General features: G+C 47.6%; 27 protein-coding genes. 11 read left to right on the forward strand and 16 right to left on the reverse strand.

Annotation, left to right across the window (positions count from 1 at the left end; translation table 11 throughout):
* Positions 1 to 52: 52 nt before the first annotated feature.
* From moeB to ACMUEV_RS07570, 3 genes are all read right to left on the reverse strand, one after another.
* Complete coding sequence (moeB, locus tag ACMUEV_RS07560) at positions 53 to 1,231, reverse strand: molybdopterin-synthase adenylyltransferase MoeB (RefSeq protein WP_017289733.1); 1,179 nt, start codon at positions 1,229 to 1,231, stop codon at positions 53 to 55.
* A 32-nt stretch (positions 1,232 to 1,263) separates the two neighbouring features.
* On the reverse strand, positions 1,264 to 1,707 hold the full coding sequence (locus ACMUEV_RS07565; protein ID WP_017289732.1) for a M67 family metallopeptidase: 444 nt from the start codon (positions 1,705 to 1,707) through the stop codon (positions 1,264 to 1,266).
* Between the two features lie 176 nt (positions 1,708 to 1,883).
* A complete protein-coding gene (locus ACMUEV_RS07570; RefSeq protein ID WP_190652734.1) occupies positions 1,884 to 3,290 on the reverse strand; it encodes an amidase in 1,407 nt (468 codons plus the stop codon).
* 106 nt (positions 3,291 to 3,396) lie between these two features.
* Between ACMUEV_RS07570 and ACMUEV_RS07575 the strand changes: the two genes are divergently transcribed.
* A complete protein-coding gene (locus ACMUEV_RS07575) occupies positions 3,397 to 4,899 on the forward strand; it encodes an MFS transporter (RefSeq protein WP_190652733.1) in 1,503 nt (500 codons plus the stop codon).
* A gap of 168 nt (positions 4,900 to 5,067) precedes the next feature.
* On the opposite strand, the gene ACMUEV_RS07580 is transcribed toward ACMUEV_RS07575, so the two are convergent.
* The 3 genes from ACMUEV_RS07580 to ACMUEV_RS07590 form a co-directional block, all read right to left on the reverse strand.
* Positions 5,068 to 5,397, reverse strand: coding sequence for a hypothetical protein (locus tag ACMUEV_RS07580; protein WP_144056248.1), 330 nt, complete (start codon positions 5,395 to 5,397; stop codon positions 5,068 to 5,070).
* Between the two features lie 85 nt (positions 5,398 to 5,482).
* Entirely contained in the window at positions 5,483 to 6,001 is a 519-nt protein-coding gene (locus tag ACMUEV_RS07585) for a pentapeptide repeat-containing protein (protein ID WP_017289727.1), read from the reverse strand.
* 40 nt (positions 6,002 to 6,041) lie between these two features.
* Positions 6,042 to 7,415 carry an LCP family protein gene (locus tag ACMUEV_RS07590; protein WP_225885684.1) on the reverse strand — a complete coding sequence of 458 codons (1,374 nt, stop codon included), beginning with the start codon at positions 7,413 to 7,415 and terminating at the stop codon, positions 6,042 to 6,044.
* 402 nt (positions 7,416 to 7,817) lie between these two features.
* On the opposite strand from ACMUEV_RS07590, the gene ACMUEV_RS07595 reads away from it, so the two are divergent.
* Complete coding sequence (locus tag ACMUEV_RS07595) at positions 7,818 to 8,885, forward strand: mannose-1-phosphate guanylyltransferase (protein ID WP_017289725.1); 1,068 nt, start codon at positions 7,818 to 7,820, stop codon at positions 8,883 to 8,885.
* 232 nt (positions 8,886 to 9,117) lie between these two features.
* Here the strand turns inward: ACMUEV_RS07595 and ACMUEV_RS07600 are convergent, their stop codons facing one another.
* Positions 9,118 to 9,957, reverse strand: coding sequence for a TIGR02281 family clan AA aspartic protease (locus tag ACMUEV_RS07600; RefSeq protein WP_190652732.1), 840 nt, complete (start codon positions 9,955 to 9,957; stop codon positions 9,118 to 9,120).
* A 127-nt stretch (positions 9,958 to 10,084) separates the two neighbouring features.
* Between ACMUEV_RS07600 and carA the strand changes: the two genes are divergently transcribed.
* The 5 genes from carA (at position 10,085) to ACMUEV_RS07625 (ending at position 14,434) form a co-directional block, all read left to right on the forward strand.
* A complete protein-coding gene (gene carA / locus ACMUEV_RS07605) occupies positions 10,085 to 11,224 on the forward strand; it encodes a glutamine-hydrolyzing carbamoyl-phosphate synthase small subunit (protein WP_017289723.1) in 1,140 nt (379 codons plus the stop codon).
* Between the two features lie 75 nt (positions 11,225 to 11,299).
* Positions 11,300 to 11,674, forward strand: a complete 375-nt coding sequence (locus tag ACMUEV_RS07610) for an STAS domain-containing protein (protein ID WP_026148823.1) — start codon at positions 11,300 to 11,302, stop codon at positions 11,672 to 11,674.
* Between the two features lie 169 nt (positions 11,675 to 11,843).
* Complete coding sequence (locus ACMUEV_RS07615; protein WP_199329657.1) at positions 11,844 to 12,239, forward strand: Mini-ribonuclease 3; 396 nt, start codon at positions 11,844 to 11,846, stop codon at positions 12,237 to 12,239.
* 88 nt (positions 12,240 to 12,327) lie between these two features.
* Positions 12,328 to 13,989, forward strand: coding sequence for a 23S rRNA (guanosine(2251)-2'-O)-methyltransferase RlmB (gene rlmB, locus ACMUEV_RS07620; RefSeq protein WP_190652730.1), 1,662 nt, complete (start codon positions 12,328 to 12,330; stop codon positions 13,987 to 13,989).
* 166 nt (positions 13,990 to 14,155) lie between these two features.
* A complete protein-coding gene (locus tag ACMUEV_RS07625; protein ID WP_017289719.1) occupies positions 14,156 to 14,434 on the forward strand; it encodes a DUF1816 domain-containing protein in 279 nt (92 codons plus the stop codon).
* A 142-nt stretch (positions 14,435 to 14,576) separates the two neighbouring features.
* Here the strand turns inward: ACMUEV_RS07625 and ACMUEV_RS07630 are convergent, their stop codons facing one another.
* Complete coding sequence (locus ACMUEV_RS07630) at positions 14,577 to 15,401, reverse strand: alpha/beta fold hydrolase (RefSeq protein ID WP_190652729.1); 825 nt, start codon at positions 15,399 to 15,401, stop codon at positions 14,577 to 14,579.
* Positions 15,402 to 15,480: 79 nt separating this feature from the next.
* Here ACMUEV_RS07630 and ACMUEV_RS07635 point away from each other — a divergent pair, with 79 nt between their 5' ends.
* Entirely contained in the window at positions 15,481 to 16,107 is a 627-nt protein-coding gene (locus ACMUEV_RS07635; RefSeq protein ID WP_017289717.1) for a DUF2996 domain-containing protein, read from the forward strand.
* Positions 16,108 to 16,189: 82 nt separating this feature from the next.
* Here the strand turns inward: ACMUEV_RS07635 and hemJ are convergent, their stop codons facing one another.
* From hemJ to ACMUEV_RS07650, 3 genes are all read right to left on the reverse strand, one after another.
* Positions 16,190 to 16,765: a protoporphyrinogen oxidase HemJ gene (gene hemJ / locus ACMUEV_RS07640; RefSeq protein ID WP_017289716.1), complete on the reverse strand. Its 576-nt coding sequence runs from the start codon at positions 16,763 to 16,765 to the stop codon at positions 16,190 to 16,192.
* 9 nt (positions 16,766 to 16,774) lie between these two features.
* Positions 16,775 to 16,975, reverse strand: a complete 201-nt coding sequence (locus tag ACMUEV_RS07645) for a DUF2811 domain-containing protein (RefSeq protein ID WP_017289715.1) — start codon at positions 16,973 to 16,975, stop codon at positions 16,775 to 16,777.
* A 663-nt stretch (positions 16,976 to 17,638) separates the two neighbouring features.
* On the reverse strand, positions 17,639 to 17,953 hold the full coding sequence (locus tag ACMUEV_RS07650; RefSeq protein ID WP_026148821.1) for a DUF3082 domain-containing protein: 315 nt from the start codon (positions 17,951 to 17,953) through the stop codon (positions 17,639 to 17,641).
* A 366-nt stretch (positions 17,954 to 18,319) separates the two neighbouring features.
* On the opposite strand from ACMUEV_RS07650, the gene ACMUEV_RS07655 reads away from it, so the two are divergent.
* Positions 18,320 to 18,685: a hypothetical protein gene (locus ACMUEV_RS07655; RefSeq protein WP_017289713.1), complete on the forward strand. Its 366-nt coding sequence runs from the start codon at positions 18,320 to 18,322 to the stop codon at positions 18,683 to 18,685.
* 90 nt (positions 18,686 to 18,775) lie between these two features.
* Here the strand turns inward: ACMUEV_RS07655 and ACMUEV_RS07660 are convergent, their stop codons facing one another.
* The 5 genes from ACMUEV_RS07660 to moaA all read right to left on the reverse strand — a co-directional run bounded on the left by ACMUEV_RS07660 (position 18,776) and on the right by moaA (position 22,579).
* Positions 18,776 to 19,243: a hypothetical protein gene (locus ACMUEV_RS07660; RefSeq protein ID WP_017289712.1), complete on the reverse strand. Its 468-nt coding sequence runs from the start codon at positions 19,241 to 19,243 to the stop codon at positions 18,776 to 18,778.
* Between the two features lie 154 nt (positions 19,244 to 19,397).
* Positions 19,398 to 19,700 (reverse strand): hypothetical protein, encoded by a 303-nt coding sequence (locus ACMUEV_RS07665; protein WP_017289711.1) that lies wholly within the window; start codon positions 19,698 to 19,700, stop codon positions 19,398 to 19,400.
* A gap of 88 nt (positions 19,701 to 19,788) precedes the next feature.
* Complete coding sequence (locus ACMUEV_RS07670) at positions 19,789 to 20,838, reverse strand: ABC transporter permease (RefSeq protein ID WP_017289710.1); 1,050 nt, start codon at positions 20,836 to 20,838, stop codon at positions 19,789 to 19,791.
* Between the two features lie 37 nt (positions 20,839 to 20,875).
* Positions 20,876 to 21,388: an adenine phosphoribosyltransferase gene (locus tag ACMUEV_RS07675; protein ID WP_026148820.1), complete on the reverse strand. Its 513-nt coding sequence runs from the start codon at positions 21,386 to 21,388 to the stop codon at positions 20,876 to 20,878.
* Positions 21,389 to 21,592: 204 nt separating this feature from the next.
* Positions 21,593 to 22,579, reverse strand: coding sequence for a GTP 3',8-cyclase MoaA (moaA, locus tag ACMUEV_RS07680; protein ID WP_190652728.1), 987 nt, complete (start codon positions 22,577 to 22,579; stop codon positions 21,593 to 21,595).
* A 456-nt stretch (positions 22,580 to 23,035) separates the two neighbouring features.
* Here moaA and ACMUEV_RS07685 point away from each other — a divergent pair, with 456 nt between their 5' ends.
* Both ACMUEV_RS07685 and ACMUEV_RS07690 read left to right on the forward strand, forming a co-directional pair.
* Entirely contained in the window at positions 23,036 to 23,194 is a 159-nt protein-coding gene (locus tag ACMUEV_RS07685) for a hypothetical protein (RefSeq protein ID WP_190652727.1), read from the forward strand.
* Positions 23,195 to 23,292: 98 nt separating this feature from the next.
* A complete protein-coding gene (locus tag ACMUEV_RS07690; protein ID WP_017289706.1) occupies positions 23,293 to 25,368 on the forward strand; it encodes a CHASE2 domain-containing protein in 2,076 nt (691 codons plus the stop codon).
* The last annotated feature ends 80 nt before the right edge of the window (positions 25,369 to 25,448 follow it).

The following is a 25,448-nucleotide window of genomic DNA, read 5'->3' on the forward strand; positions in this document are numbered from 1 at the left end:
AGGACTCGGAGCGTTCAAAACTCCGAGTCCTTCAAGATCCAATCAGGTTAATTTAGTATTCCGGCACAGAGGAATCGATTTCTTTGCTCCAGGCAGTAATCCCACCTTTCACATTGATGCCATCAATTCCTGAAGACTTGAGAATGCCAAGCGCTTTCGCCGATCGGCCTCCCATTTTGCAATGAGCAATGAGCTTGTGCCCATTCAGCAATTCTTTGACTTTCGCAACGCCGTCACCATTTTCAATGTCAGGGAGCGGAATCAAGACAGAGCCAGGGATCTTAGCGATATCGTACTCGTTTGGATTGCGGACATCGAGGAGAACATATTCGCTTCCGATCGCACCACTGTCGATCAGTTGCTTCAATTCCTGAACAGTCACTTCTTGCATATTGGCTTTTTCCTGTTCTTCGGCAGCTTTAGCTTGAGGAATGCCACAGAACATCTCGTAATCGATTAATTTCTCAATCACAGGACGCACTGGATTTGGGCGCAGTTTCAACTCGCGGAACTTCATATCGAGCGCATTGTAAAGCATTAGTCGCCCGCTTAATGTTTCGCCTGTACCCAAAATGATCTTGACCGTCTCAGTCGCTTGAATCACACCGATAATACCCGGCAAAATTCCCAAGACTCCACCTTCGGCGCAAGACGGAACCAATCCAGGTGGCGGGGGTTCTGGATACAAATCTCGATAGTTCGGTCCGCCCTCGTAGTTAAAGACCGTTGCCTGTCCTTCAAAGCGGAAAATCGAACCATATACATTCGGTTTGTTCAACAGCACGCAGGCATCATTGACCAAATACCGAGTCGGGAAATTATCCGTTCCATCCACCACGATGTCGTAAGGCGCGACGATATCGAGCGCATTTTCCGAACTGAGGCGCGTTTCATACAAATCAACTTGGCAGAATGGATTAATTTCGTGAATCCGATTCTTAGCTGATTCGATCTTCGGTTTGCCGACCCACGATGTGCCGTGAATGACTTGCCGTTGCAAATTCGAGTGATCGACGACATCAAAATCGACAATCCCGATCCGTCCAATCCCGGCAGCAGCAAGATACAGCAATAAAGGCGACCCCAAGCCACCCGTTCCAATACAAAGAACGCTGGCTGCTTTTAGGCGTTTCTGTCCATCGACCCCAACTTCCGGCAAAATTAAATGCCTGGAGTATCGGGCAATATCATCTTGAGTTAACTGGATCTCGTCCAGATTTGGATTTAACATGATGCGTTGCTGAACAAGTTGACAATCGTTTTCTAGGGAGTTATCAGCAGGCTTTCAGGTTGGAAAACTTGCCGATCGTCGAGGCTCCAGCTTTGAAGATCAGCCGAAGTTCCATTCAAAACTGAAACGATCGCATAACTGTACTGTGACCAGGCAGCGGCACGATCGCATTCTGAAGGGATTGCCGGATGATTCGGATGAGAATGATAGATCCCGATAATCTCAAGATTGTGCGATCGAGCTTCTTGCATGACCGCCAGCATTTCTGCGGGAGCAATTTCGTATCGACGCATTTTCGTCAGATCATTCTGGTCGTCATTCCATCCATTCTTCGTGGCTTTCACTTCCATGACGGTTTTCCCAGTGGGGTCACTCTTGCCTAACAGCAACCCGCAGCACTCTTCGGGATAGGTGCGTTCGGCATGAGCACGAATGCTCATGATGTGCTGAGCGTTGAGTCTGAGAATCACGGGCATGATGCTGATTCAGGGTGAATGCAAGCTCGATCAGTCGCCACGTTGCCAACTCGATCCGCTTTCTATGGACGGACGAAGTGCAAGCAAAGCGAAAGTCCGATCGAAATTTGCGTTAAATCAGATACTTATTCTAAGGGATTCAGGGGTAAGGGAGTTGGAAGATTGACGATTGATTTTTATGAAGATGATGAGAATGCTTCGGGGCGAAGATGTGCCCAAGGTTGTATCGTTTCCAATTGCGCCGCCAATGCCAGAATCGTTGCTTCGTCTGCTGGACGACCGACAAGCTGGATGCCGATCGGTAACCCATTTTGATCAAATCCCGCTGGTAAACTGATTCCAGGCTGCCCGGAGACATTGAATGCCGGACAAGGGGCAATCCATTTGATAATTTCGTCGATCGTTCTCATCGGGCTGAGATTTTTCCATTCCCCAACTCGAATCGTTGGATGCATGTAGGTTGGGGTTAACAAGACATCAAATTGATCAAACATCTTGACGATTTTACGAGCGAAAATTTGCAGTTGCTGCTGCGATCGTACCAATCGGCTCGCAGGCGTAAATTTTGCCCGCCACCATAACCATTGATTCACTTTTTCAAGCAAAAAGGGCGGTACTCCTACATCGGTTTGATTGCGCCAAGCAATCATAAACGGTTCGATCATGTCGCTTAAATCTGGAGTAATTTCTTCGATCGAATGTCCCATTTCTTCAAGCAGCCGCGCCGTTTTCATCACCGCTGCTAAGCAGTCGGGATCGGCTTTTCCAGCAGGCTCGATCGCGGTCACTAATCCAATTTTTAACGGTTCTAACTCCTGTCGAGTTGACTCGAGAAAAGAAGTCTCAGGGGAAGGAAGCCAATAGGGATCACCCGTGACATAGCCTTCTGTCATATCTAAAAAGGCGGCGGCATCCGCCACAGTTCGCGATAAGACTCCATTCACGGCAAATCCTGAGAAAGCTTCACCGATGGGAGCCATCGAAATTCGACCGCGTGAGGGTTTGAGTCCGACTAACCCACAACACGCCGCTGGACCTCGAACTGATCCCCCGCCATCACTGCCTTGAGCAATTCCACATAGTCCTGCTGCAACTGCCGAAGATGATCCCCCACTCGATCCCCCAGGTGTATAGTCTAAATTCCAAGGATTGCGGGCAGGTGGAAATCCAGGCGGTTCGGTATAAGGAAAAGAACCAAGCTGAGCCGTTGCGGTTTTCCCCAAAATAATAAATCCAGCTTGTTTCAGTTTTTTGACCACGAGGTCGTCCTGCGTCGCAAGTCGCTGCTTTGCAACTTTCAAGCCATAAGAACAGGGCACGCCATCCACTGCATTGAGATCTTTAATCGCGATCGGCACTCCATGAAACGGCGGTATTTCCACGTCTGATAGCTGATTCGTTTTCGTCTGGGCTTCTGCGATCGCTTGCTCTCGCATCACAGTATAAAAACTGCCTAATCGCGGATTAAATTTCTCGATTCGATCCAGGTAAAGCTGGGTGAGTTCAAGCGGAGAAATTTCTTTATTCCGAACGAGTTTTGCTTGATCAAGGGCTGAGCTAAAAGCTAAATCAACAGAATCCATAAAATACGACCTTGAGGCAGAGTAATTTAAGAAGCAATGTAACGAATACTGGGTTCTAATTTGATTGGAATTGTGGCATGAGATTTCTAAGAGAGATCGATCCCAAGTGACATTTAAATTTAAACTTTTTGGAAGCGCAGGCACGGATCGTCGAGGTTATTCTGTGGAGCCATTACCGATTACCCCCACTCCCGCACATATTACAGAGTCCCCAGAGCCAATTACAGGCAGTGAAGCCGTTTTTCCGTTGGCTGCAATGCCCGAATCGAGATTTTCTAAGAGTGAAATTCGATCGAGCCTGCGCGCCTCTACTTTAGATGGGATCTTTGCCGCAGTCTTCTCCAATATTGCTGGAGGAGTCCTCCTCAGTAATTTCTTAGTTGAACTTCATGCCAGTCCGGTTGAAATTGGGTTATCTGCTTCGATTCCCATGATGGCGAATTTGCTGCAACCGCTCGGAGCTTGGCTCGGCGATCGTACGACTAGCCGCCATAATTACTGTCTGGCCATTTATACGCCTTCTCGATTAATCTGGCTTTTATTGCCAATTTGTATTGGCTTATTTACTGCTGGAAAAATTGCGGATCATACGCTCGTTCTTTTCACGTTAGCGATCGTCTTTTGCACGCATTTTTTAGGCGCTTTGGGCGGGGCTTCCTGGCTGTCTTGGCTGGCGTCGCTGGTTCCCAGACGCTTACGCGGTCGATATTTCAGCATTCGTAACAGTGCGGCAAATCTCACTTGTTTAATTAGCGTGCCACTGGGTGGATTTTTAGTCTCGAAATTTGCAACCGGATCGATTTTGGGGTACGGAGTCATCTTAGTGTTCGGCATTGTGGCGGGAATTCTCAGTCTTGGATTTCAGTGGTTTATGAACGATGTGAATCCGCAAGAGCAGCAGAAAGCCGTGACGGCTTCCGATGAGATCGCGACCGATGCAATTCCTTTAATCACCGTTCTCAAAGATGCCAATTTTGTCCGATTTCTGATTTACTTCAGCGTTTGGATGTTTGCAGTCAATTTGAGTGCGCCCTTTTTTAATCTCTATTTGCTCGATAATTTGGGCTTGGATGTGAGTTGGGTGACGATTTATAGCAGTCTGACTTCTGCGGCAAATTTGCTGATGCTCGTTTTTTGGGGAAGAATTGCCGATCGCGTAGGCAATCGATTTTTGCTCCTCAGCGTTGGCGTGCTCGTTGCAGCGACTCCGATTTTCTGGCTGGGGACAGGAACGGATCTGTTATCCCTCTGGCTATGGTTGCCGTTGCTGCACATCTTAGCGGGCGGAACTTGGGCTGCGATCGACCTTTGCAATAACAATATTCAGCTTGAAATCGCACCCCTGCAAAATCAATCGACATATTTTGCACTGGCGGCTGCGATCGCGGGTGTCAGCGGTGCGTTGGGAACGACAGCAGGCGGATTTCTCGCAGAGCTTGCCAATTATGGCGGGTTGCCCGGATTATTCGTGATTTCCACGATCGTCCGATTTGTGGCGCTCGCGCCGTTAATTTGGGTGCAGGAAAGGGGAGGGCGATCAGTCCGGCAGGTTCTACGATCGTATTTTGCGAAGGATCAAGTCGATTTACAACTGTCAGAAAAATCTTGATGCTGCGGGTTGAAAACCTACTGTAACGTCAGTTCGGGTTAACGTTTGGGCGGCTAGCAAATTCCATTCGCATCGGCACATGGACGAAATCTCTTATCCCGAATTCACGTTACTGTACAAAAAACTCCGAGTTTGAAGGCTCGGAGTTCTAAATTGAGTAATGCTGAATTAACTCGCTGGTTTTTGCTGCTCTAGTTGTTTTTTGCGTTCCAATTGCTGCTGCGCTAAATCCTGTTGTGCCTTCTGAATATTCGTCTTCAGTTCTGATCGCTCCGTAGGATCTGTCGTGTTCTCTAATACACGAGTCCACATCTCGATCGCAGCGGCATAATGTCCCATCTTGTATCGCTGCATCGCGTCAAGCTTCGTCATCGTCATCCCTGCCTCAAACGCAGCATGAGCACGCAGCGGAGTCGCGATCGTAATTGGAATCAGACAAATCAGCAATCCGATCACCAGCAAGAAGCAAAATCGTACGAAATGTTTCAAGTCAAACATGGTTTTCTGCATTGACGAAATGAACTCCAATCTCTATCCGAAGATTCACTGTCTAGAGTTCACCGATCGACCCAAAAAATTACACCTAACGACAGCCTAAACTTTCACGAGTATCCACACCCGTCATCGGATTCGTTCCAGCCGCCCGTTTACACAGTTGTGCCGTTGTATAGCGATCGAGGATAGCATCCGTAAAATCGACCCCGGTAATTTCTGCCTCATCTAAAATCGTGTTTGTCAAGGTCGCTCCAACTAAAATCGCATTGCTGAGATTTGCTTTGTAGAGCGTCACTCGATCGATCAACGATCCCTGCAAATTTGCTCCACTCAAATCGGCACCCAACAAATTTCCTTTGGTGAGCATCGAATTTTTCAGATTTGCGCCTTTGAAATTTGTCTCTCGCATCTCTGCCGAAACAAACACTCCGCCTTCAAAATCTTGATTCGAGAGATCTTGACCTGTCAAATTGGCATTCGAGTAATTGAGAAATTTGGTTTCAGCATAAGCAGGGCTTGCGCCCATAAGAATCCAAAACCAGGCTAATGCCAAAATTAGCAGCGCATAAATGAAACGCCTGATCGATCGCGGAATCGCTAAAAACATGAGGACAAACCGAAGTATTGGGCTATCTCAAGCTTAACGACTACTGAGGCAGTTTAGACCGCATAGCGCTCCAGTCGCTGCCAATCCGAATCGTCAAATCTGAATCCAGCTCTCCGGTCGAAGTGGCTTCAACCTTGCCAAATCCCAATTCCCCCTGCAGCACTTTCGCACCTTGCAAGTCGCCTTTTTGCACAATAATTTGAGTTTTTTGCTGGAGATCTTGCCAGTTCTCAGCTTGGTAAACGTTGGTATACCCCAGCGTGCTCAAGTACTGCGCAAATTGCGCACCAGCTTGGGGATCATTAGAAGCATTCTGAATGGCAATTTTCAGATTTGCCAGCGGGAGTTCGTCAGCAGTTGCAGTAGAAGCTTTGAAATACTCTTGCATGACGCGATCGCGTCCCTGCTCATCCATAATCCAATAGCTGGCACGAAACTCATTCGGAGCGCTAAACCGTCCAGGCAACAGCACCATTTTAAAGTCATCTTTATCCAGCTTTTGCCCAAAGTTGACCAACGCCAGCATTTCTTCCATGCTGAGATTCGTATCAATGTACTTCTGCATCATGCTAACCAGGTTTGGAATACGCGGCAGAATCAACGGATTCGTCAATTTAGCCCGCAGTGCCTTGATCAGAGCTTGCTGACGCTGTACCCGCCCGATGTCACCGAACGAATCGTGGCGGAATCGAGCGAACTGTTCTGCTTTCGCACCATCCAAAGTTTGCCAACCTGGCTGAAGATCGATCTTGAGTTTTTGAGTGTTATCTGTATATTCCATCCGCTGCGGAACATACACATCGATACCGCCAACTAAATCAACTAATTCACGAAACGCATCGGTGCTGACGCGAACATAGCGATCGACTTCTACGCCATTGAGCGTTTTACTAATCGTCTCGCGAGCAAGAAGAGGGCCACCACTGGCATTGGCTTGGTTGATCTTTGTCACACCAATTCCTGGAACTTCGACTTGAGTGTCGCGAGGAATCGACAGCACATTCACCGAATTATCTGTTGGATCAAGTCGGAGCAACAGCATCGTATCGCTGCGACCTGAAAAGACTTCGTCCGAACCAGGCTTAGCGTCCACAACCCGATCAATTCCCATCACCAGAACGTTCACCGGACGAGAAATCTTGTACTGAAATCCGCTGCTCCACAAGTCGCCAAGCAGCTTCCGACCTTGCTCTGGAGCCGCACCTGGAATCGGAGCAAGCAGGGCAAGCGTGGTTCCAAGCATTGCAGAAATCGTCGTTGCCCCTAAAAAGGCAGCAATCCAAGTCAACGTCTTAGTCAGAGAAGGCTTTGGGCGAGGCGGTTCCACTGGAACAGGCAGCCGAGATTTTGCCGGGATAGACTGCCCAGGCACACTAGTGGGATCTAGCGTCGGTTGGCTTCTAGACTCTTTCACTCCGCTCACACCTCAAAAACATCTCGGTCAAAACGATCGCCAGAACTATATTGTTCGTTATCTTAACCAGAAAATTTTCAATTTCCTTCAGCTTTTGGAAATAGATTTTCTCGTTAATCTGAGTGAAAACCGCTTGTAGTCTGGGCTACAAAAACGCGATTTGTCCGAACTTAAGCATTTCCTGGGAATTTTACACTCGAACTTCGACTTTCGGCTAGTCTCCCTACGATCGGAATCACAATACTGGAGTTGTAGTCCGGAGAGAACCGTAGAACTCACCAGAAAATAAGACCAAGCTTGGGAAAATTAGAAGAGTCAGCAAAGATCGCAGTCAGCACCTTCAGAATGTGCTGACATTGATTACAATCCAAATCGTTTAGCCCCGAATTACTGAGTGCGCTTATGACTCAATCTCTGGTTCCGATTATTTTAGCGGGTGGAAAAGGTGAGCGGTTTTGGCCCCTCAGCCGCAAACAGCGTCCAAAACAGTTTCTTTGTCTCGATGGCAGTGGACGGAGTTTGTTACAAACAACGGCCGATCGCTTATTAAAAACAGCAGGCGGTTGGGACAATCTCTGGGTCGTGACCGCTTCGCATTTGGCAGATGGTGTGCGCGAACAGTTACCGGAGCTACCAGAAGCAAATATTTTGGTGGAGCCAGAAGGGCGTGATACCGCTCCGGCTGTGGCTTGGAGTACGGTCGAAGTGGCAAAACGCTACGGCAAAGATGTCGTGACCGGATTTTTCCCTGCGGATCACTGGATTGCCGAGCAGGATATTTTTGAAGCCACGTTGATGGCGGCAGTAGAGGCGGCAGTTGAGCATTCAGCGATCGTCACATTGGGCATTGCGCCAACTCATGCCGCGACAGGCTACGGCTATATCGAGCAGGGTGAAAAGATTGGGTTATTTGGTCAAGCCTATCCGGCATTTAAGGTCGATCGCTTTACAGAAAAGCCGGATAAAGATACTGCAGAAACATTTGTCAGCAGTGGACGTTTTAGCTGGAATGGCGGGATGTTCGTGTTTCTAGCCAGCGTGATGCTCGCTGAATTGCACCAACACGCTCCTGAAATCATTCAACTCCTAGAAGAGAAAGGAATTGACGCATATTCGACTCTCCCCAAGCTCAGCATTGACTACGCAGTGATGGAAAAGACCGATCGTGCCTGTGTGCTTCCGGTGCAATTTAGTTGGGACGATTTGGGAGATTGGGGCGCGATCGAGCGATTGATGAAATCAGCGGATCATCCGAATGTCGAATTCGGACAGCATGTTTGTCTTGATACGAGCGGCGCAATTGTTTACACCTCAGATGAGGATGAATTAATTGTGACAATCGGACTAGACGATACTGTCGTCGTCCGGGATGGGAAAGTCACACTCATTGTGAAAAAAGACCGGACGCAAGAGATTAAAGCCGTGCTGAAAACCATTCAAGAGCGATCGGAATTTCAAGGACTGCTCTGAATAATCTTGCAAAACCTGGAGGCTTACATACTTTCAGGCTCTTTGCGCTCAAGCTGCGGTTCGGGGATAGGGAGATAGGGTCAAGAACTGAACTCTAGATCTAAACTCTATAGCTGCTACTCCCCACTCCCCACTCCCAAAACTAAATGCGGTTGACGACTAAAGCACATATACCGCGATCGAGAAAGAATTCGGCACACGCGGCACTGAGTATCAAAACACTTAGAAAGACCTAACCACACTTACCAAACTCGACGACATTACGCTTGATCGTAATATCGCAATCTCCAAAGAAATCGTGACCTAAAAGCCCGATATCCATAGGACCGATCGAGACTGGGACATCTCGAATCGTCTTACCTGACACCGACATCGATTGCACCATTGCAATTTGCACGGTGGTCACACCTGCTGCCGTCATCGCTTGAGTTTCACCAATTGATCGAGCACCCAACTGTCGTGCCATTTCTTGGGTGATCATTGTTGCCGAAGCCCCAGTATCCACCATCATTTCAAATCGCTGACGATTGTTAAACAACACATCCACGACCGGAATATTATTCTTTCGGTATTTAATTGGGACTTGTAACGTGCGCGATCGTTGGGCTGCAATCGTCGCGATCTCTTTAGACGACAAGGCTGGATCAACTTTAATCCCTGGGTCAAGCACTGCTACTTTTTCTTTGCCAGTTCGAGCAGCCCGATCCTCAGCATTTGCCAAAGCTTGATTAAATTCCCCAAGTTTCTGGTTGACGAATTTGCGATTGGGATCAGATTTAGGAACTTGTTTGAGTGCGGCGATCGCACTTTTCCACCGACTCGCCACTAATTGCCAATCTTCTGGAGACAGCGCCGATTGGCTAATTGATCGCGCACTAGCAGCACTGTCGAGAGCCGATTGATAAAAATCTTCGATCGTCTCCGGAGTCGGAGTTGGCTTGGGGGGAGCAGAAGGTGTCGCAACTTGAAGCGATCGCGTCTGTGTCAATTGCATCCGACTACAGCCCACCCCGATTGCAGCCGAGGTCGCCATTAACAGCGGCAAAATCACGCAAGTTCCAAATCTGAGCATAGTTCCGACGTCCGAAGTCTGTCTGTCTTAGCGTTCCCTCAAAATCTATGTAAAAGCTTAGGTAATCCTTGCAACCTGAAACAGACATGAAATAATGGATAGGATTTTTTAGAAGTTGCTCCTGTTTATGTCTTCTGCTGTTCAGCCTGCTTTACTTGTGCTTGCCGATGGAACGACGTATCGCGGATTCTCGTTCGGCGCAACCGGAACCACGATCGGAGAAGTCGTTTTTAATACTGGAATGACGGGTTATCAGGAAGTCATGACCGATCCCAGCTATCGCGGTCAAATCGTCACGTTCACTTATCCAGAACTGGGAAATACTGGAGTCAACCCAGAAGACGAAGAGTCAGATGTCCCGCATGTGCGGGGTGTAATTGCGAGAAATATCTGTGAGCGTCCGAGCAATTGGAGATCGACAGCGACGCTCAGCGATTATCTCAAACAGCATCGACTCCTGGGAATTTATGGGATTGACACGCGTGCCCTAACCCGCAAACTGCGATCGGCAGGGGCGATGAATGGCGCAATCTCAACTGAAATTCTCGATCCCGGCGAACTGTTAGAACAAGTTCAGAACGCTCCCAGTATGGCTGGATTAAATCTCGTCAAAGAAGTTTCCACCGACAAAGTTTACGAGTGGTCAGAAAAAACAGAGACGATTTGGGAATTTAGCAGCACGGCTCAAACCCAAGAAGAACCCCTGACCGTCGTCGCGATCGATTTCGGAGTCAAGCGCAATATTCTGCGGCGCTTAGCGAGCTACGGCTGCCGAGTCATCGTTGTGCCCGTTGACACCCCACCCGAAGAAATCCTCAAATACAATCCTGACGGCATTTTCCTTTCCAATGGACCTGGCGATCCCGCCGCTGTCACTGAAGGAATTGCGACAACCAAAGCATTACTGGAAGCTCAAAAACCTCTATTTGGAATTTGCATGGGACACCAAATTTTAGGATTGTCTCTGGGAGCGGAAACCTTCAAGCTCAAATTCGGACATCGGGGATTAAATCAACCCTGTGGCTTGAGTCAGCAAATTGAAATTACCAGTCAAAATCATGGATTCGCCATTGATGCGAATTCTCTCTCTGACGCGACTGTCGAGATTACACATTTGAATTTGAACGACAAAACAGTTGCAGGACTGCGCCACAAGACGTTACCAATGTTTTCGGTGCAGTACCATCCAGAGGCAAGTCCAGGTCCACATGATGCCGATTATCTGTTCGAGAACTTCGTGCAATCGATGCGCGAAAACAAACAGTAGTCAAGTCTGCAGTAAGAGGGTATACTGGAGCGTCGAATTATATATTTGATTCTTCAATTATGGTAGGAGGGGGCTATTCCTGAGCAACTAACCCTAACAGTCAGTCTTCGAGGCACACGCGAAGTTAGGGACAATACATATCAACTCTTTCGCCTCGTAGGGCAACTTGATGCCTTTTCTGAACCGACCTTCCGGAAGGTGCTGACGAAGTGTATTGAGGATGGTCCTAAGCACGTTGTTTTAGATTTATCCAAAATCGACTTTGTGGATAGTTCGGGTTTGGGCGCTTTGGTGCAGGTCGCTAAAAAAGCGCAACAAGCCTCTGGAACCTTGCAGATTGTCACGAATGCACGGGTTACACAGACCGTGAAGCTAGTTCGCCTAGAGCAATTTCTTGCTTTACAACCGTCTGTGGAAACGGCGATTGAAAATATTCAATCTGCCTCTTAAGTCGATACATTTTCAGGAGTCTAGCGAATTCTATTTGCTGAGTCTCTCGAAGTTAGACCGCTATTCGTCTGCGCTCGAATAGTCGGTTTTTTCATGGTCTGCTAGGATCAGTAAGCTTGATTTCTCACGTGGAGCTAGAACAGATGTGATCTCAAATGAGTTAGGTTTTTTGGAATTGTCTCCAGGGTTGTCTGCTCCTTCCTCGTCTGAGATCCAGCGTCTTTCTCCGGCTGCATTTGCCTATTTGGGAGATGCAGTTTACGAACTGTATATTCGGAGGCAGTTTCTCTTGCCACCGAAGCGTTCTGAAGATTATCATCGGCAAGTTGTGTCGCATGTAAAAGCGGAGTCCCAAGCCGCGCATTTACGATCGCTCATGCCCCACTTAAGCGAAGCTGAACATGAGTTTGTCAAACGAGGTCGCAATGCCGCTTTAAACCGCCCGAAACGACTTGAGCCGGAAATTTATCAGCTTGCCACCAGTTTGGAAGCACTGATTGGCTATCTCTATCTCACTAACCCCGATCGTTTGTTTGAATTACTAGGATTTCTCGACCTTCAGTAAACAGAATCAATACCAAGCTTGAGGCGAAGGTTACTGCTCGTCTCAAATTCGTATCTCTTCGCCTTCTCTTCAACAGGATTAAATCATTATGGCTACTTCCGATAGACGCAACTCCAATTCCAAGGGTCGAGCAAATCGCGATGCTGGTGGAGGCAAACCGAAGTTTAAGGGCAAGCGGGTTGGTGCTCCTAAACGCCGCGACAGTGAGAGCAGTTTTGATCGCGATTCTCGCCCTGAGCGCCGCTCTTACGATTCGGGTGAGCAACGCTTTGAAAAACGCGATAACTCTGCACGGGATCGCAATGAGGGTTCCGGTGAGCGCCGATATGAGCGCAAAGAGCGCAGCTTCGATCGTCCAAACCGAAATGATTCAGGTGAACGACGCTTTGAAAAGCGCGATGGCTCTGGCTCACGTGGGCGGGATCGTTCAGAATTTAATGGCGAGAGAAGAGAGCGCAACTTTGACCGTCCCAAAGGCGAGTTCAATGGCGAAAAACGCAGCTTCGATCGCCCCAACCGTGAATTCAATGGCGAGAGAAGAGAGCGCAACTTCGATCGTCCGAATCGTGAGTTCAACGGCGAAAAACGCAGCTTCGATCGTCCCAACCGTGAATTTAATGGTGAGAGAAGAGAGCGCAACTTCGATCGTCCGAATCGTGAGTTCAACGGCGAAAGAAGAGAACGACGTGGCGGCTACGAAAGCCGTGAGCGCAACTTTGACCGTCCAAGAGACGGATTTAAGGGCGAACAACGGAAAGAGCGCAACTTTGACCGTCCCACGGGTGAACGACAAGAACGGAGCTTTGATCGCCCAAGAGGTGAGTTCGGGGGGCGGAAATTTGATCGGTCTGCACCTGGATCAGACTCACGATTTGAGAAGCGCGATCGCTTCTTAGCTGAACAAGCGCGCGATGATATTCCTTCGCATTTCGTTTCACATGATGAACCTTTTGAAAGCAATGAAGAACCCGATCTGCTCTATGGTCGCCATCCTGTCTTAACTGCTCTACAGGGAGAGCGCACTTTAAACCGAATTTGGGTAACTGAAAAGCTGCATTACGATCCCCGCTATTTGTCTTTACTAAACCAAGCAAAAGCCAACGGAACTGTCATTGATGAAGTAACCCCGAAACGATTGGATCAAATTACGCATGGTGCCAATCATCAGGGGATCGCAGCCCAAGTTGCAGCTTATGAGTACACCGAGCTAGACAATTTAATTGTGCGAGCTAAAGCAGCAACCGATCAGCCTGTGATTGTCGTTGCTGATGGGATTACTGATCCCCATAACTTAGGTGCAATCATTCGGACAGCCGAAGCTTTAGGAGCACAGGGGATCGTGATCCCGCAACGGCGTGCTGTTGGCGTAACCTCAACTGTGATGAAGGTTGCAGCAGGTGCGATCGAAAAACTCCCCGTTGCCCGTGTCGTCAATCTTGCGCGTGCTTTGGAAGATTTAAAATCAGCAGGATTTTGGATTTATGGCACAGCTTCTGAATCCAGTCAGCCGATTCATACGGTAAAATTTGCGAAAGCTGCTGTGGTGGTAATCGGTGCAGAAGGGGAAGGTTTAGGATTAGTGGTGCAGCGCGGGTGTGATGTACTGGTCTCAGTTCCACTACAAGGCACAACGCCCAGCTTAAATGCTTCTGTAGCAGCAGGAATGGCACTTTATGAAGTGTTCCGCCAACGCTGGGAAAGCACCATCCACATTGATGGACTTAAGCCAACTTTTGGATTGAAAAGTTAAGTGTAACGGAGTATAAAGAAGTTTGAACTCCAGTTTTGAAACATCAAGCACAGCACTGAACCGTCGATCGGATGCACAATCTAGGCATGATGCTTCTCAAAGTTTGCAGTTTGAACGGATGATTGCTCCTGTTTGCAGGTAGTTCTTTGGGTAAATAAACAGGCTTATGAATGAACTTTGGACAAGTTTTCTTAGCGCGGTCGGTTTTGCCTGGTGGGTTGAGGTGACAACCGATAATCCCCGCTGTGTGTATTATTTTGGTCCTTTTCCAAACCAGAAGACAGCAGCAACCCATCAAGGCGGCTATGTAGAAGATTTGGAGAAAGAGGGCGCAACGAATATCCGCATTGATGTAAAGCGTTGTAAGCCGTCGAATCTGACGATTTACGACGAGAAGGTGGATGTGGGGTTTAAAGTCTCCGGCGTGTTTAGTAGCCAGTATTAAACCATTCCTGTAGAGGCGGTTCGGTGAGCCGTCTCTACACCGTTTTATCAGGCATGATCCCTGCATCTGAGAGTTTGAGAAGACCGCCGAATCACCCTCGCCTAGAAAACTACTAGGGGTGTGGATGAATGAAGTTCTACGATCACCTCCAACTTTCAAGGTGTTGATCGAGCCATTGATCGATATCGTCGAGGATTGTTTCGGGGATCTCCCAAGGCAATAAGTGCGCGGTGTTTGGATAAACTTTATATTCGCAGTTTGGTAGATTTTTCGCAGTTTCAACACTAGAAATCGCGGTGATATGTCGATCGTGTTCTCCTGCTAGCATGAGCACCGGACAGTTAATGTCTTCAAAATTTTGAACTCGATAGTAACCTGGACTCAACGCTGCATTCAAAGCTCGATTTGCAGCCAGCGAAGTCTTGAGAAAGGCATACATTGCATCACTCGCAATGTAGCGATAGGTTGCGGGTGTATGGTGTCGGACTAAGTAACGAAACAGCGATCGCTTTGCAAACGTATCAATGTTCCACTGCCAACCGGGGCGGACTGCATTGAGAATTCCAGCAATTGCAGTGAATAGATTGTCCTGAAAGCTAATTTTGGGATGATCTCCCCAGGGGCGCGCGGAAGTTGCAATCAAGATGAGTCCGCTGACTCGATCTGGAAATCGTGCAGCAAGTTCAAGTGCGATGATCCCGCCCAGTGACCAACCCAGAATTAAACAGCGATCGATTCCATACTGATCCAACACGCCCTGCAAATCATCCAGATGATCCAGCATGACGAAGTTTTCGCGTGTCTTGGATTGTCCGTAGCCACGTAGGTCAGGCGAAATTGTATAAAACCGTTGCGCGAAATGCTCAGTAAACACGCTCATACTGCGACCTGAGCCGGGATGCCCATGCAAACAGAGGATCGGATACCCGCTTCCATCAATCCAAACCTTCAAAGAAAATCGATTCATCGAGACACCTAAATCCTTTCGCTCACTTGCCGCTGTTCGATATTATTAAAGACGAGTACTCCCAAACGGAATTGGTGTTATGGCAACGGAAGAAACGAACCCTCAAGGTGAAGACAAGGAACTCCCACCAACCGTCGGTGGCAATGTCCCGGAGGTTGTCAAAGAAAACTTGCATAGCGAATCTACATCTGCGACGACTGAAATTCCTTCTGCGAATGCGCCTGATCCCACTGCCGTTGAGAATAATGTTAACTCAGCAAAACCGAAAGCTGCGAAATCTGATGAGGCGCTAAAACCTGCAAAGGCGAAGAAAGAAAAGGCTCCTAGTGTTGAAGACAAACCATTTGGAGAGTTCATTCAGCAAGATTATTTGCCGGCGCTCAAGCAAGGGCTAGAGAAATTAGGCACTCGATCGCTAGAGCTACATTTCGAGAAGCGCAAAATTCCGATCAAAGGATATGATCAGGCTCCAGAATGTTGGCAAGTGATTGGCAAGTGGCAGCCGAGTTACAAGCAGTTGCGCGAGTTCAACATTTACTTCTTTGATGAAAGCATTAATGGTCTGAAAGGCTTTGCGTGCGCCGAGGGTGATCTCCTGAGTACGATGGAGTCTTTTCTGATTGATGAGCGGAAAGTTTCGCTCGACCTTTTGGTTTTTGGTGCAGTGCAGCGCTTGAATGGTCAAAAGTGGTTAGCACGGAATTAGTGAAAGCATGAATTAAAAAATCGCGATCGCACAAGTTACGATCGCGATTTTTTATGGAATTCAACTTGAATTCAACTTGAGATCACGAAACAGATTCTGCGATCGCTTGCGCCTCCTGTTCCTTAGCGAGGCGGCGTTTTCTTGCATACAACTGAATGAATGCTGCCATCGCGATCGTCATTGCAAAAATGCCCCAAGCCGTTGCACTGGTTGGAATGTTATTCTTAAACACCGCCAGCATCACAACAATCACAAAAAACACCGTTGGAAACTCATTAAACCAGCGAAACTGCTGACCTGTCATTTTGCAAGTGTCTGATGCAAATTGTTTCATGATGCGCTTACAGAGATGGTGATATCCCACAAGCAAAGCAACACAGGCTAATTTGACATGCAGCCAAGGCTCTTTCAACACATCGGGTTCAGTTGAAATTAGCCCAATCGCCATGGCGATTGTGAGTAACATCGCTGGGGTCATAATGATGCTGTATAAGCGCTTCTCCATGATCTGATACTGCGCCTTAAGAATGCTGCGGGCAGGTTCGGGTTGTTCATTTGCTTCAGCATGGTAGACAAAGAGCCGAGGCAGATAAAACATTCCCGCAAACCAGCAGACAATTCCTACGATGTGAAACGCCTTAAACCACTGATATGCCATAGAAAATAATTAAGTGGAGTGTTTGAAAAGCGTATCGAGGTAAACCGAGGTTATTTGTCGATCGCATTCTCCATTCTGCAATAAAAAGAGGCTCAATGCGGCGGTTAGAACTTGATCTTGATCCCAATCTGGATGCTGCTCTAAATATTGGGTCAAGGAGGTATGAAGGGCTTCGGGAAGGTCGGTTAAGATGCTGATGATCGGGTACATAAAAGCTCTCGATTTGGAGATGTAAACAAACGAGCCTGGTTTTTCAACAGGCTGTGGAAAACTTCAATCGACACAAAAAAGTTCAGCCAGAGCTTACGATGCGAGTTTGCATCATTAAGATCGGCTAGGACGTTGCATATGTACTGGTTTCAGCCGTTTTTGAAGCGGTTTCTGAAACGGTCTTATTGTGCTTCCAAATGCTTATTTCTGTCAATGCTAGAAAATGTATCGTAAAGGATCATTTCAGCAGAATACGACGGTGGAATGGGGGTTTCAGCGATTTCACTTTCTGAATTCTGATCACTACAGCCTGTTATTATACATTTTCTGATGGTTTTTTCAGTGTAAACACGGTTTTTCCACAGGATCACCTTTTTTCCTGTGGAAAACTACGCTACCCTGTGGAAAAGTAGCGTAAAGATCTGTGGAAAACTTGAATTTTCAGTCTCCGTTGGGGTTAAACTGTGTGCCGAAATTCGGGCAGTTCTGCGAGGGATGATATGTTGAGGTTTGCTGGGGAACCAGATGCAACCCTAAGCGATGCCGACTGGCAGGATGTCGATCAAGAAAGTCTCAAGAAAAAATAATTTGGACATGCCTTCTTGCCGATTCGGGCTTTTGATTTTAGCAGGAGTTGGCTCAGGAAGTCACGGTTTTTTTGCTTTAGTTTGCGGAAGAATCCGGTTTGCGGAACAGCAGTTGGATGGCGAGGGCAAATAGTCCCAGAGCTGCAAGTCCGAAAATTCCGGTTCCCATTGCGCTCATGCCCAAAACGAGGGTGCGGACGGCGGAGGAAATGCGCTGAACGATAAGTGTCGTGTCGGTATCGATCGGTTTGGTGGCGAAAGAAATCGCGATCGAGCTTGTCATGTTGTAGAGCGCATAAGCGAGGACAGCGGCAACGATCGCGCCGAGGAGGCAGCGGAGTGGGGTAGGGGATTGGGGAGTAGGGGATTGGGGGGTAGGGGAGTCTGACATGAGGGGTCTATCGATCGAGTGTCTGTCTAGTTTAAAACATCGCCTGCTGCTGAAGTGACTAATTCTCATCCCCTTTCCCAGGCAGACTTTAGAAAGGTTGTGCTGAGCTATGTTTAGAGATTGAGTACAGGGTAATAGCTGTCGCGAGTCTGCAAATCTAATGTTCTAAACTGAAAAAAGCTTCTGCTGTTTCAGCCGCAGAGATTGAGATGGCGCAAAGCTTCTGAGCAGGAGGGCTGACTTTCAATTCAAAGGTTTAGATGATTTCTGAGCGATCGGCGTTATCGCGAGCCTTGGAATATCGAGGCGACTGAAACAGGTCGTCTACGAGCGATCGCTCATTGCATCAGAGGAGATAACCCGCTAATGACACCCTTTCTTCCCTGGGATGATCTTCCCCCAGAACAGCTTGGAATCGACGATCGCGACCTGCGCCGTCAGCTTGACTTATCTCTTACCCAACGCTTTCGACAACAGTGCACTTCAGAACTCCAAACCTTACTCAATGCCTGTGCTTGGGCAATCACAACTACCACGAATGTTGTCACGTTAGTGATTGTTTGTCCTAATCGTGTAACGAATTGGGCAATACTCAGTCAGGTTGTCAATCTGGGCAATGAGCTAGCAGAATTTTCTACAGATGCTCGAATCCGCATCTACCCTACTCCAGAGATGCTCGATCAGTTTGAGATTCGAGTCGATGAACTCTCCATTTATCAAGATGGAGCTTGATAAATGCAAAAATCATTGCAAAAAAAAAGAGGCAATATCCTAATTACCTCCTTAGTCTGCATTTATCCACGTTTAAGCCAGCTGTAGGATTTAGTCATTCATTGAGTTCATCGCTTTCTTCGCTGCTCTTTCTGCTTGCTTAGCGGTTTTCTTAGCGGTCTTCTCAGCATCTTTTGCAGCTTTCTTGGCTTCACTGCTGAGCTTTGCAGGTGCTTCTCCAGCGTTATCTAACCCTTCTTCGATCTGTTGCTCGATCGATTTAGCGTCGGTATTCGATGGGCGCTTCATGTTATAGAAGCCTGCGGTGCCTTGCACTTCGTTGATCGCGCCACCTTTCGAGCGATCGCGAACTTCTTCGAGTGATTGCAAACCACCTTTATCGATCGTGTCTTTCGCAGTCCGCTCATATTCTTTTGCGACTTCGGATGCTTCGTTCGTCATCGGTTTGTCTTTGACAACAGCTTGAGCCGAAGCGCTCGATACCACTGAGACAAACATCATCGTTGCACAGAGGCAAACCGTGAAGAAAAACCGGAGTCCAGATAACAAAGATTTCATACAGATACCCTCCATAGGTACAGAGTTTTTTTAGAAACTTGCCAAAGGCAGTTCGCGTTAAATCTGCAACTATCTACTCAAACTTTCCCATCGATCACCATCTGCATCAGGGTGAGTTTTTCTTCCAGTGATTCCTATCTCAAGGTGGATGAGGCTAAGATTTTGACAGAAATTCGATGGTAGGAATCAAAGGGTCTTTGACGATGCCAAATCCCTTATAGCCCCAGCGATCAAGCAAACTCGTCATTTGCGAGCCAATGATCGATTCGGTGACAAAACGATCGCTCATTTCACCTGCATACTTGTTCAGGTATCCCAATGCATCGAATTGTTCTTGAAAGAGTAGGACATACCCATTTGCAGGCGATCGCGCTTCGTCTTCTTTTAACTTCGGATAAGCAGCAAGATAGCTGCCGTCAATTCTCGATCGAATTAAATAGTAAGTCTGTGAAAACATTTTTAGCTCTCATCTTGATGTCCTGAACTTTAAAGTCAGGTTTAGTTCAGACGAATCATGATTGATGCTCATCTGCCTAGAATCCATGCTAATTCAAGTCATCAATGCTAATTCGTGGATCAACTGCTTTCAGCAGTAAATCAGCGAGTAAATTCCCAACAATGAGCATCACTGCTCCCATCATCAAGCTCGACATAATCAAGTACAGATCTTGAGCCTGAACAGCTTGCAAAATCAATCTCCCCAAGCCTGGGAGATTAAAGAAATTCTCCGTGATAAAGGCCCCACCTAACAGGCTGGCAAATTCAAAGCCCAAAAGCGTAATCAGCGGGTTGATTGCATTTCGCAACGCATGAACATAAATCACGCGATTTTCGGACAGTCCCTTTGCGCGCGCCGTTTGCACATAATCTTGGCGCAACACATCGAGCAACTGACCTCGCATAATTCGCTGCAATCCGGCAAATCCTGCGATCGCTAAAGCCAAAGTCGGCAAAATCAAATGCCAGGCAACATCGAGAATCTTACCGAACCAATTCAAATCTGCAAAATCAATGCTGGTCAGATCTCCCACTGGAAACAGGGGCGAAGTATTCTGTGCAAAAATGAGCAGCAGCAAAGCAGTCACAAAGCTTGGAAATCCTTGTCCTGCATAGCTGAGTACTTGTAAAACTCGATCCACCCATTTTTGCTGTTTAATCGCTGCTAAGATTCCCAACGGAATCGCCACGCCCCACGTTACAACCAGCGAAGTGATTGCTAGTAAAAGCGTGGGTGGAACTCGTTCCCAGAGCAATGATACAACCGAGCGATTGTAAACAAAACTCGTTCCGAAGTCACCTTTTGTAATGATGTTCCAGACCCACAAGAAGAACTGTTCGATCCAAGATCGATCCAACCCATATTGCTTGCGAAGTTGATCAATCCGTTCTGGCGAAATTTTCGGGTTTTCGCGCAGCGTATCGAGGTAGTCACCTGGCGCAAGCTGAATGATGAAAAAGCTTAATGCGGCGGCAAGCAAGAGTGTAAATAATGCTTGCAATAATCGCTTCATCACATAAATCGAAGTTTCACTGGTCAGCGCTTCAAGGATTCGATCGAAACCAGATTGGAATCTTCTAGGGGTTGAAGTAGTCATGTGGAAAACCAGAGCGATCGGTTTCGTGATTATAGCGCTAGTATTCGACGAGCGTAACGATCGGAACTTGCGGCAAGCGATCGCGTCCTTGCAATTCTTTTAATTCAATCAAAAACGCACAGCCGACTAATTCACACCCAATTTGTTGAACCAGTTTTGCCGTTGCACCTGCGGTTCCGCCCGTGGCAATCAGATCGTCCACAATTAAGATGCGGCTTCCAGGCTGTACTGCGTCTTGATGCATCTCTAAGGTGTCTGTCCCATATTCCAATTCGTATTCGACAGAATGCACCGCAGCGGGCAGTTTTCCAGGCTTACGGACAGGCACAAATCCGATATTCATTCGGTAAGCCAAGGGTGCGCCGAAAATAAACCCTCGCGATTCCATGCCCACGATGTAGTCAGGATTGAGGTGAGAACATTTTTCCTCAAATAGCTCGATCGTGGCTCTTAGTCCGGCTGGATTTTGTAATAAAGTTGTAATGTCTCTGAACAGAATACCGGGTTTGGGAAAATCTGGAATTTCGCGGATGAAGGGTTTGAGATCCATAATGGGCAAGACTGGAAGAAGGTCAGTCATATCTTACCGTTCGCTTGAGTCTCGGCAAAGATTTCTACAGTTTGCAACTGAGACGATCGCTCAAAAATCTCGGCACCGATCACGATCGTAGACAAATTTGATTTTCCCGCTGTCATTCAATACTTGGGAATTCTCTCTGGTTTCCTGCAAATTTGTCATGTCACTCTCAGCTTCTCAACCTCCAATCTGCGACATCGTGCGGTGATACTTCCCAGTGGTGCCCGAATCACGCTGTTTGTAGTTAATCTCAGGCTTCAGTCCTAAAAGTTCACTGACCTGCTCGCGCAGTGCTTGAGTCGAAACGCCCGATCGCAGTTGCGATCGCAAATCAATCTGTCCGATCTCATTGAGCAAACAAGGGCGGAGCCAACCATCGGCAGATAATCGCATTCGATTACAGCGATCGCAAAAACATTCCGACATTTGACTAATAAATCCCAACGTCCCCTTCGCCCCTGGAATCCGAAACACATCCGCTGGACCATTTCCTTTCACAGTCGCTTCTGTTAATCCCCAGCGTTCTCGAATCTGTTGACGAATGGTTTCTGAATCGATCCAACCCTGTTGCTGAAACAATTGATCATTCCCAATCGGCATGAACTCAATAAATCGCACATGCCATTCTCGATCAAGACTCAGAGCTGCTAACTCTAGCACTTCATGATCATTCACACCTGGAATCACCACAACATTCAGCTTCAAAGGACTAAATCCAATCCGATGCGCGGCTTGAATTCCATCCCAAACCTGCTGCCAACGAGACTTACCTCGATGACCAATAATTTGATCAAAGATTTCTGGAACGAGTGAATCTAAACTAATATTGATTCTTCTCAAGCCTGCATCATAGAGATCCTGCGCCATCGACTCTAGTAAGAAGGCATTGGTCGTCATCGACAAGTCTTTGGTTTCAGGAAATTGTGCGATTGCGCTGACAATCTCGACGACTCCCGGACGAATCAAAGGCTCTCCCCCCGTCAGCCGAAATCGTGTAAACCCAACTGGAATAAACACCTCTCGCAGCAATGTCAGCAACTCCGCCTGAGTCAACAGAGCTTGCTGCAATACATACGCTAAGTCACTTCCTTCCGGCATACAATATTGGCACCGGAAATTACAGCGATCGACTAAACTAATTCGTAGATAATCAACTTGGTTCATCGTTCCATTCTGCCGGATGCGCCCCGAAAGCCGCAATCTCCTCAAAACTACTCAGGCGATTCATAAATCTTATAAAGCGTGTATCAATTGCAACTCGGTCATTTCAGCCTGACAGTGGAACATCAACTTCGGTCTTCATCAAACCTCTATCATCTCTTCAGGAAAACTTGTTTGAAGAAGCAGGAAACCGCCGTAAAAATACTGAGATATCTTCCTGGGTTTGTATAGTAACTTAATTGCGTCCGAACCCCGTATCCATCGACAGTTTCACCGATCGCTCTATTCTTTAATTTGCGTGAACCATCTCTTCTCTCTTAAGTCATTTGATGCGACTGAGGCAACTCACCCGCTCATTTACTGACCTACTGGTTCACATCATGGCTCAACCTCGTTACGACAAAACTGTCGATCGAAGACTCAGAACAGTGTCATCAGATTATTCCATTGGGCAAAAATATGACTACTTCTCGCCTTGCTTACACAGTTTGCGCTATCGGTTTGTCGGTTGGGATTCAGATTATTTCCGCTTCAAGCTATTCTGCCTACGCCCAAATCACACCGCCTCCAAATTCAGGTTCACCCGGAACCACCACAGGTGGCGGATCGCGATCTTAATTATTTTCAGTTGCGGTAGACAACTTCATCACACTGCCCTAAAGTTTGTAAAGACTTGACAATAACAGCAGCTTAGGGGCTAGGAGTGGTGAAAATCAGTGCGGCAGTGGGTAAGAGTTAGTCTCAGCACGATCGCAACAGCAACAGCAGTTCTCGGAATGCAGCTTGCTGGCGCATTCCAGCAATTGGAGTTAATGGTGCTCGATCAATGGTTTCGGGCACGTCTCTTAGAACCTGTCGACTCCCGGTTGGTCATCGTCACGATCGACGAATCTGACTTTAATTCACTCAGACAATACCCAATTTCAGATGAACTCCTGGCTGAGTTGCTCACCAAGATTCAGCGCCAAAAGCCACGAGTCGTGGGAATGGATCTGTATCGAAATCTGCCTGTTGAACCTGGACATGCCGCCTTGCAAAAGGTTTATAGTCAAATGTCCAATCTGATTGGTATTGAGAAAACGATCAGCGGCAACAACTTTCCTTCCGTTGATCCCCCGCCTATCCTGCGTCAGCGCAATCAAATTGCAGCGAGCGATATTGTTCTCGATCACGATGGCAAAGTGCGGCGCAACCTGCTTTCGCTGAGAGTCAATAAGCTATGGGGAAAAGATTCGCGGACGCTGGAAACCTTGGGAACTCGCTTGGCGCTAGAGTATCTCAAAGCAGAAGGCATTACGCCAAAACCGATCTCCGGAACATCTCAGATCCAACTCGGGCGCGCCCGCTTGGAAGCTTTGTCGCCGACAACTGGGGGGTATGTTCGCGCGGACACGGGTGGATTTCAGCTGATGGCGAATTTTCGCAATCTGAGGCAGCGCTTTACCTCGGTTAGTTTTAACGATGTGCTACAAGATCGGGTTCCCGCCGGATTGATGCAAGATCGCATCGTGGTGATTGGGTCGATCGCAGAAAGTCTGAACGATCGCTTTTTTACCCCCTATTCGCAAACGGCTCAAATGACTTCAGCAGGCGTTGAAGTGCATGCAGATTTCTCCAGCCAGTTGATCAGCGCTGCGATCGAGGGCAGACCACTTTTACGAGGGGTTCCGGCTGGAGTCGGGGGCGCTTGGTTGTTAATTTGGCTCGGAGGCGGTGCGGTCTTAGGGTGGCGAGTAAAATCGTTGCGATTGGCACTGATATTAGCCGTTGGCGTTACATTAAGCGGCATTGCTGGAACGTATCTTTTATTTTTGGCAGGCTGGTGGATGCCAATCGTCGCTCCAATTTTGGGAATGAAATTGGTCGCGTTAACCATGCGGATGCATTTAGTTTGGCGATCGCTCTCTGAATCTCATGACATGCTGCAACATTATGCAAAAACTTTAGAACAGAAAGTCGAAGAGCGCACCCAAGCTTTAAAGCAACAGAATCTTGAATTGATGCAGGCAAAACAAGAAGCCGAAGCTGCTGATCGAGCTAAAACAACGTTTCTTGCCAATGTGAATCATGAGTTGCGCACGCCACTGTCCATTATTCTCAGCAGCAGCGAATTGATGGGTTACGATAAATCGCTTGCACCGAAACAGAAAGAGCGATTGACGATGATTACTCAAAGTGTGCAGCACCTTTTAGATTTGATCAACGGTGTTTTAGAGTTGGCAAAACTCGAAGCGAATGCAGAAACTGTCGAGTTGCAAGCCGTGTCGATTCCCCAGATGTTGCACAGTTTAGAAGAACTCTATCAACCTCAAGCGATCGCGCGTGATTTAACCCTAACGCTGCACTGCGATCAAGAGGTTCCAGAGTGGGTACAAACTGACGAATGCAAGTTACGGCAAGTCTTAATGAATCTTCTGACCAATGCACTGAAGTTTACTCAACAAGGTGCTATTTCTCTGCGCGTCTTATGGATAGAAGCATCGCGATTGCGCTTTGAAGTCGAAGATACTGGGATTGGAATTGCGCCGCACGAGATGCAGTCGCTGTTTAAACCATTTATGCAAACTGAGTCAGGGCGCAGATCTGGACAAGGTTCTGGCTTAGGCTTATCGATTAGCCAACAATTACTCCAGCTACTTGGCTCCAAGCTCCAAGTTCACAGTACTCTGCAAGTTGGGACTATGTTTTGGTTTGATCTGGATGCAGAATTCGTCACGTCTGCCGAGAGCGATGCTTCTGCCTCCGAAGTTGCAATCACTCACTTAGAATTACGCGATCGCCTCGGTGCATAAGCATACAAGACCTTGATCTGCTATGAAGCCTCACTCTCCCTTTGTCCAGGCAAAAATGTCAATGCAAAAAAAGGGGCTGC

The sequence above is a fragment of the Leptolyngbya sp. FACHB-1624 genome, from assembly GCF_047649235.1.
In the GTDB taxonomy this organism is placed as follows: Bacteria; Cyanobacteriota; Cyanobacteriia; order Leptolyngbyales; family Leptolyngbyaceae; genus Leptolyngbya; species Leptolyngbya boryana.

Bases quoted from the DNA above. Each gene is read 5' to 3' on its own strand.
- rlmB (WP_190652730.1), top strand. From the start codon at position 12,328: ATGGCTACTTCCGATAGACGCAACTCCAATTCCAAGGGTCGAGCAAAT.
- moeB (WP_017289733.1), bottom strand. From the start codon at position 1,231: ATGTTAAATCCAAATCTGGACGAGATCCAGTTAACTCAAGATGATATT.
- ACMUEV_RS07665 (WP_017289711.1), bottom strand. From the start codon at position 19,700: ATGTTTTCACAGACTTACTATTTAATTCGATCGAGAATTGACGGCAGC.
- ACMUEV_RS07635 (WP_017289717.1), top strand. From the start codon at position 15,481: ATGGCAACGGAAGAAACGAACCCTCAAGGTGAAGACAAGGAACTCCCA.
- ACMUEV_RS07585 (WP_017289727.1), bottom strand. From the start codon at position 6,001: ATGTTTTTAGCGATTCCGCGATCGATCAGGCGTTTCATTTATGCGCTG.
- ACMUEV_RS07675 (WP_026148820.1), bottom strand. From the start codon at position 21,388: ATGGATCTCAAACCCTTCATCCGCGAAATTCCAGATTTTCCCAAACCC.
- ACMUEV_RS07660 (WP_017289712.1), bottom strand. From the start codon at position 19,243: ATGAAATCTTTGTTATCTGGACTCCGGTTTTTCTTCACGGTTTGCCTC.
- ACMUEV_RS07685 (WP_190652727.1), top strand. From the start codon at position 23,036: ATGACTACTTCTCGCCTTGCTTACACAGTTTGCGCTATCGGTTTGTCG.
- ACMUEV_RS07655 (WP_017289713.1), top strand. From the start codon at position 18,320: ATGACACCCTTTCTTCCCTGGGATGATCTTCCCCCAGAACAGCTTGGA.
- ACMUEV_RS07670 (WP_017289710.1), bottom strand. From the start codon at position 20,838: ATGACTACTTCAACCCCTAGAAGATTCCAATCTGGTTTCGATCGAATC.
- ACMUEV_RS07630 (WP_190652729.1), bottom strand. From the start codon at position 15,401: ATGAATCGATTTTCTTTGAAGGTTTGGATTGATGGAAGCGGGTATCCG.
- ACMUEV_RS07595 (WP_017289725.1), top strand. From the start codon at position 7,818: ATGACTCAATCTCTGGTTCCGATTATTTTAGCGGGTGGAAAAGGTGAG.
- moaA (WP_190652728.1), bottom strand. From the start codon at position 22,579: ATGAACCAAGTTGATTATCTACGAATTAGTTTAGTCGATCGCTGTAAT.
- ACMUEV_RS07650 (WP_026148821.1), bottom strand. From the start codon at position 17,953: ATGTCAGACTCCCCTACCCCCCAATCCCCTACTCCCCAATCCCCTACC.
- ACMUEV_RS07645 (WP_017289715.1), bottom strand. From the start codon at position 16,975: ATGTACCCGATCATCAGCATCTTAACCGACCTTCCCGAAGCCCTTCAT.
- ACMUEV_RS07625 (WP_017289719.1), top strand. From the start codon at position 14,156: ATGAATGAACTTTGGACAAGTTTTCTTAGCGCGGTCGGTTTTGCCTGG.
- ACMUEV_RS07565 (WP_017289732.1), bottom strand. From the start codon at position 1,707: ATGCCCGTGATTCTCAGACTCAACGCTCAGCACATCATGAGCATTCGT.
- ACMUEV_RS07580 (WP_144056248.1), bottom strand. From the start codon at position 5,397: ATGTTTGACTTGAAACATTTCGTACGATTTTGCTTCTTGCTGGTGATC.
- ACMUEV_RS07600 (WP_190652732.1), bottom strand. From the start codon at position 9,957: ATGCTCAGATTTGGAACTTGCGTGATTTTGCCGCTGTTAATGGCGACC.
- ACMUEV_RS07570 (WP_190652734.1), bottom strand. From the start codon at position 3,290: ATGGATTCTGTTGATTTAGCTTTTAGCTCAGCCCTTGATCAAGCAAAA.
- hemJ (WP_017289716.1), bottom strand. From the start codon at position 16,765: ATGGCATATCAGTGGTTTAAGGCGTTTCACATCGTAGGAATTGTCTGC.
- carA (WP_017289723.1), top strand. From the start codon at position 10,085: ATGTCTTCTGCTGTTCAGCCTGCTTTACTTGTGCTTGCCGATGGAACG.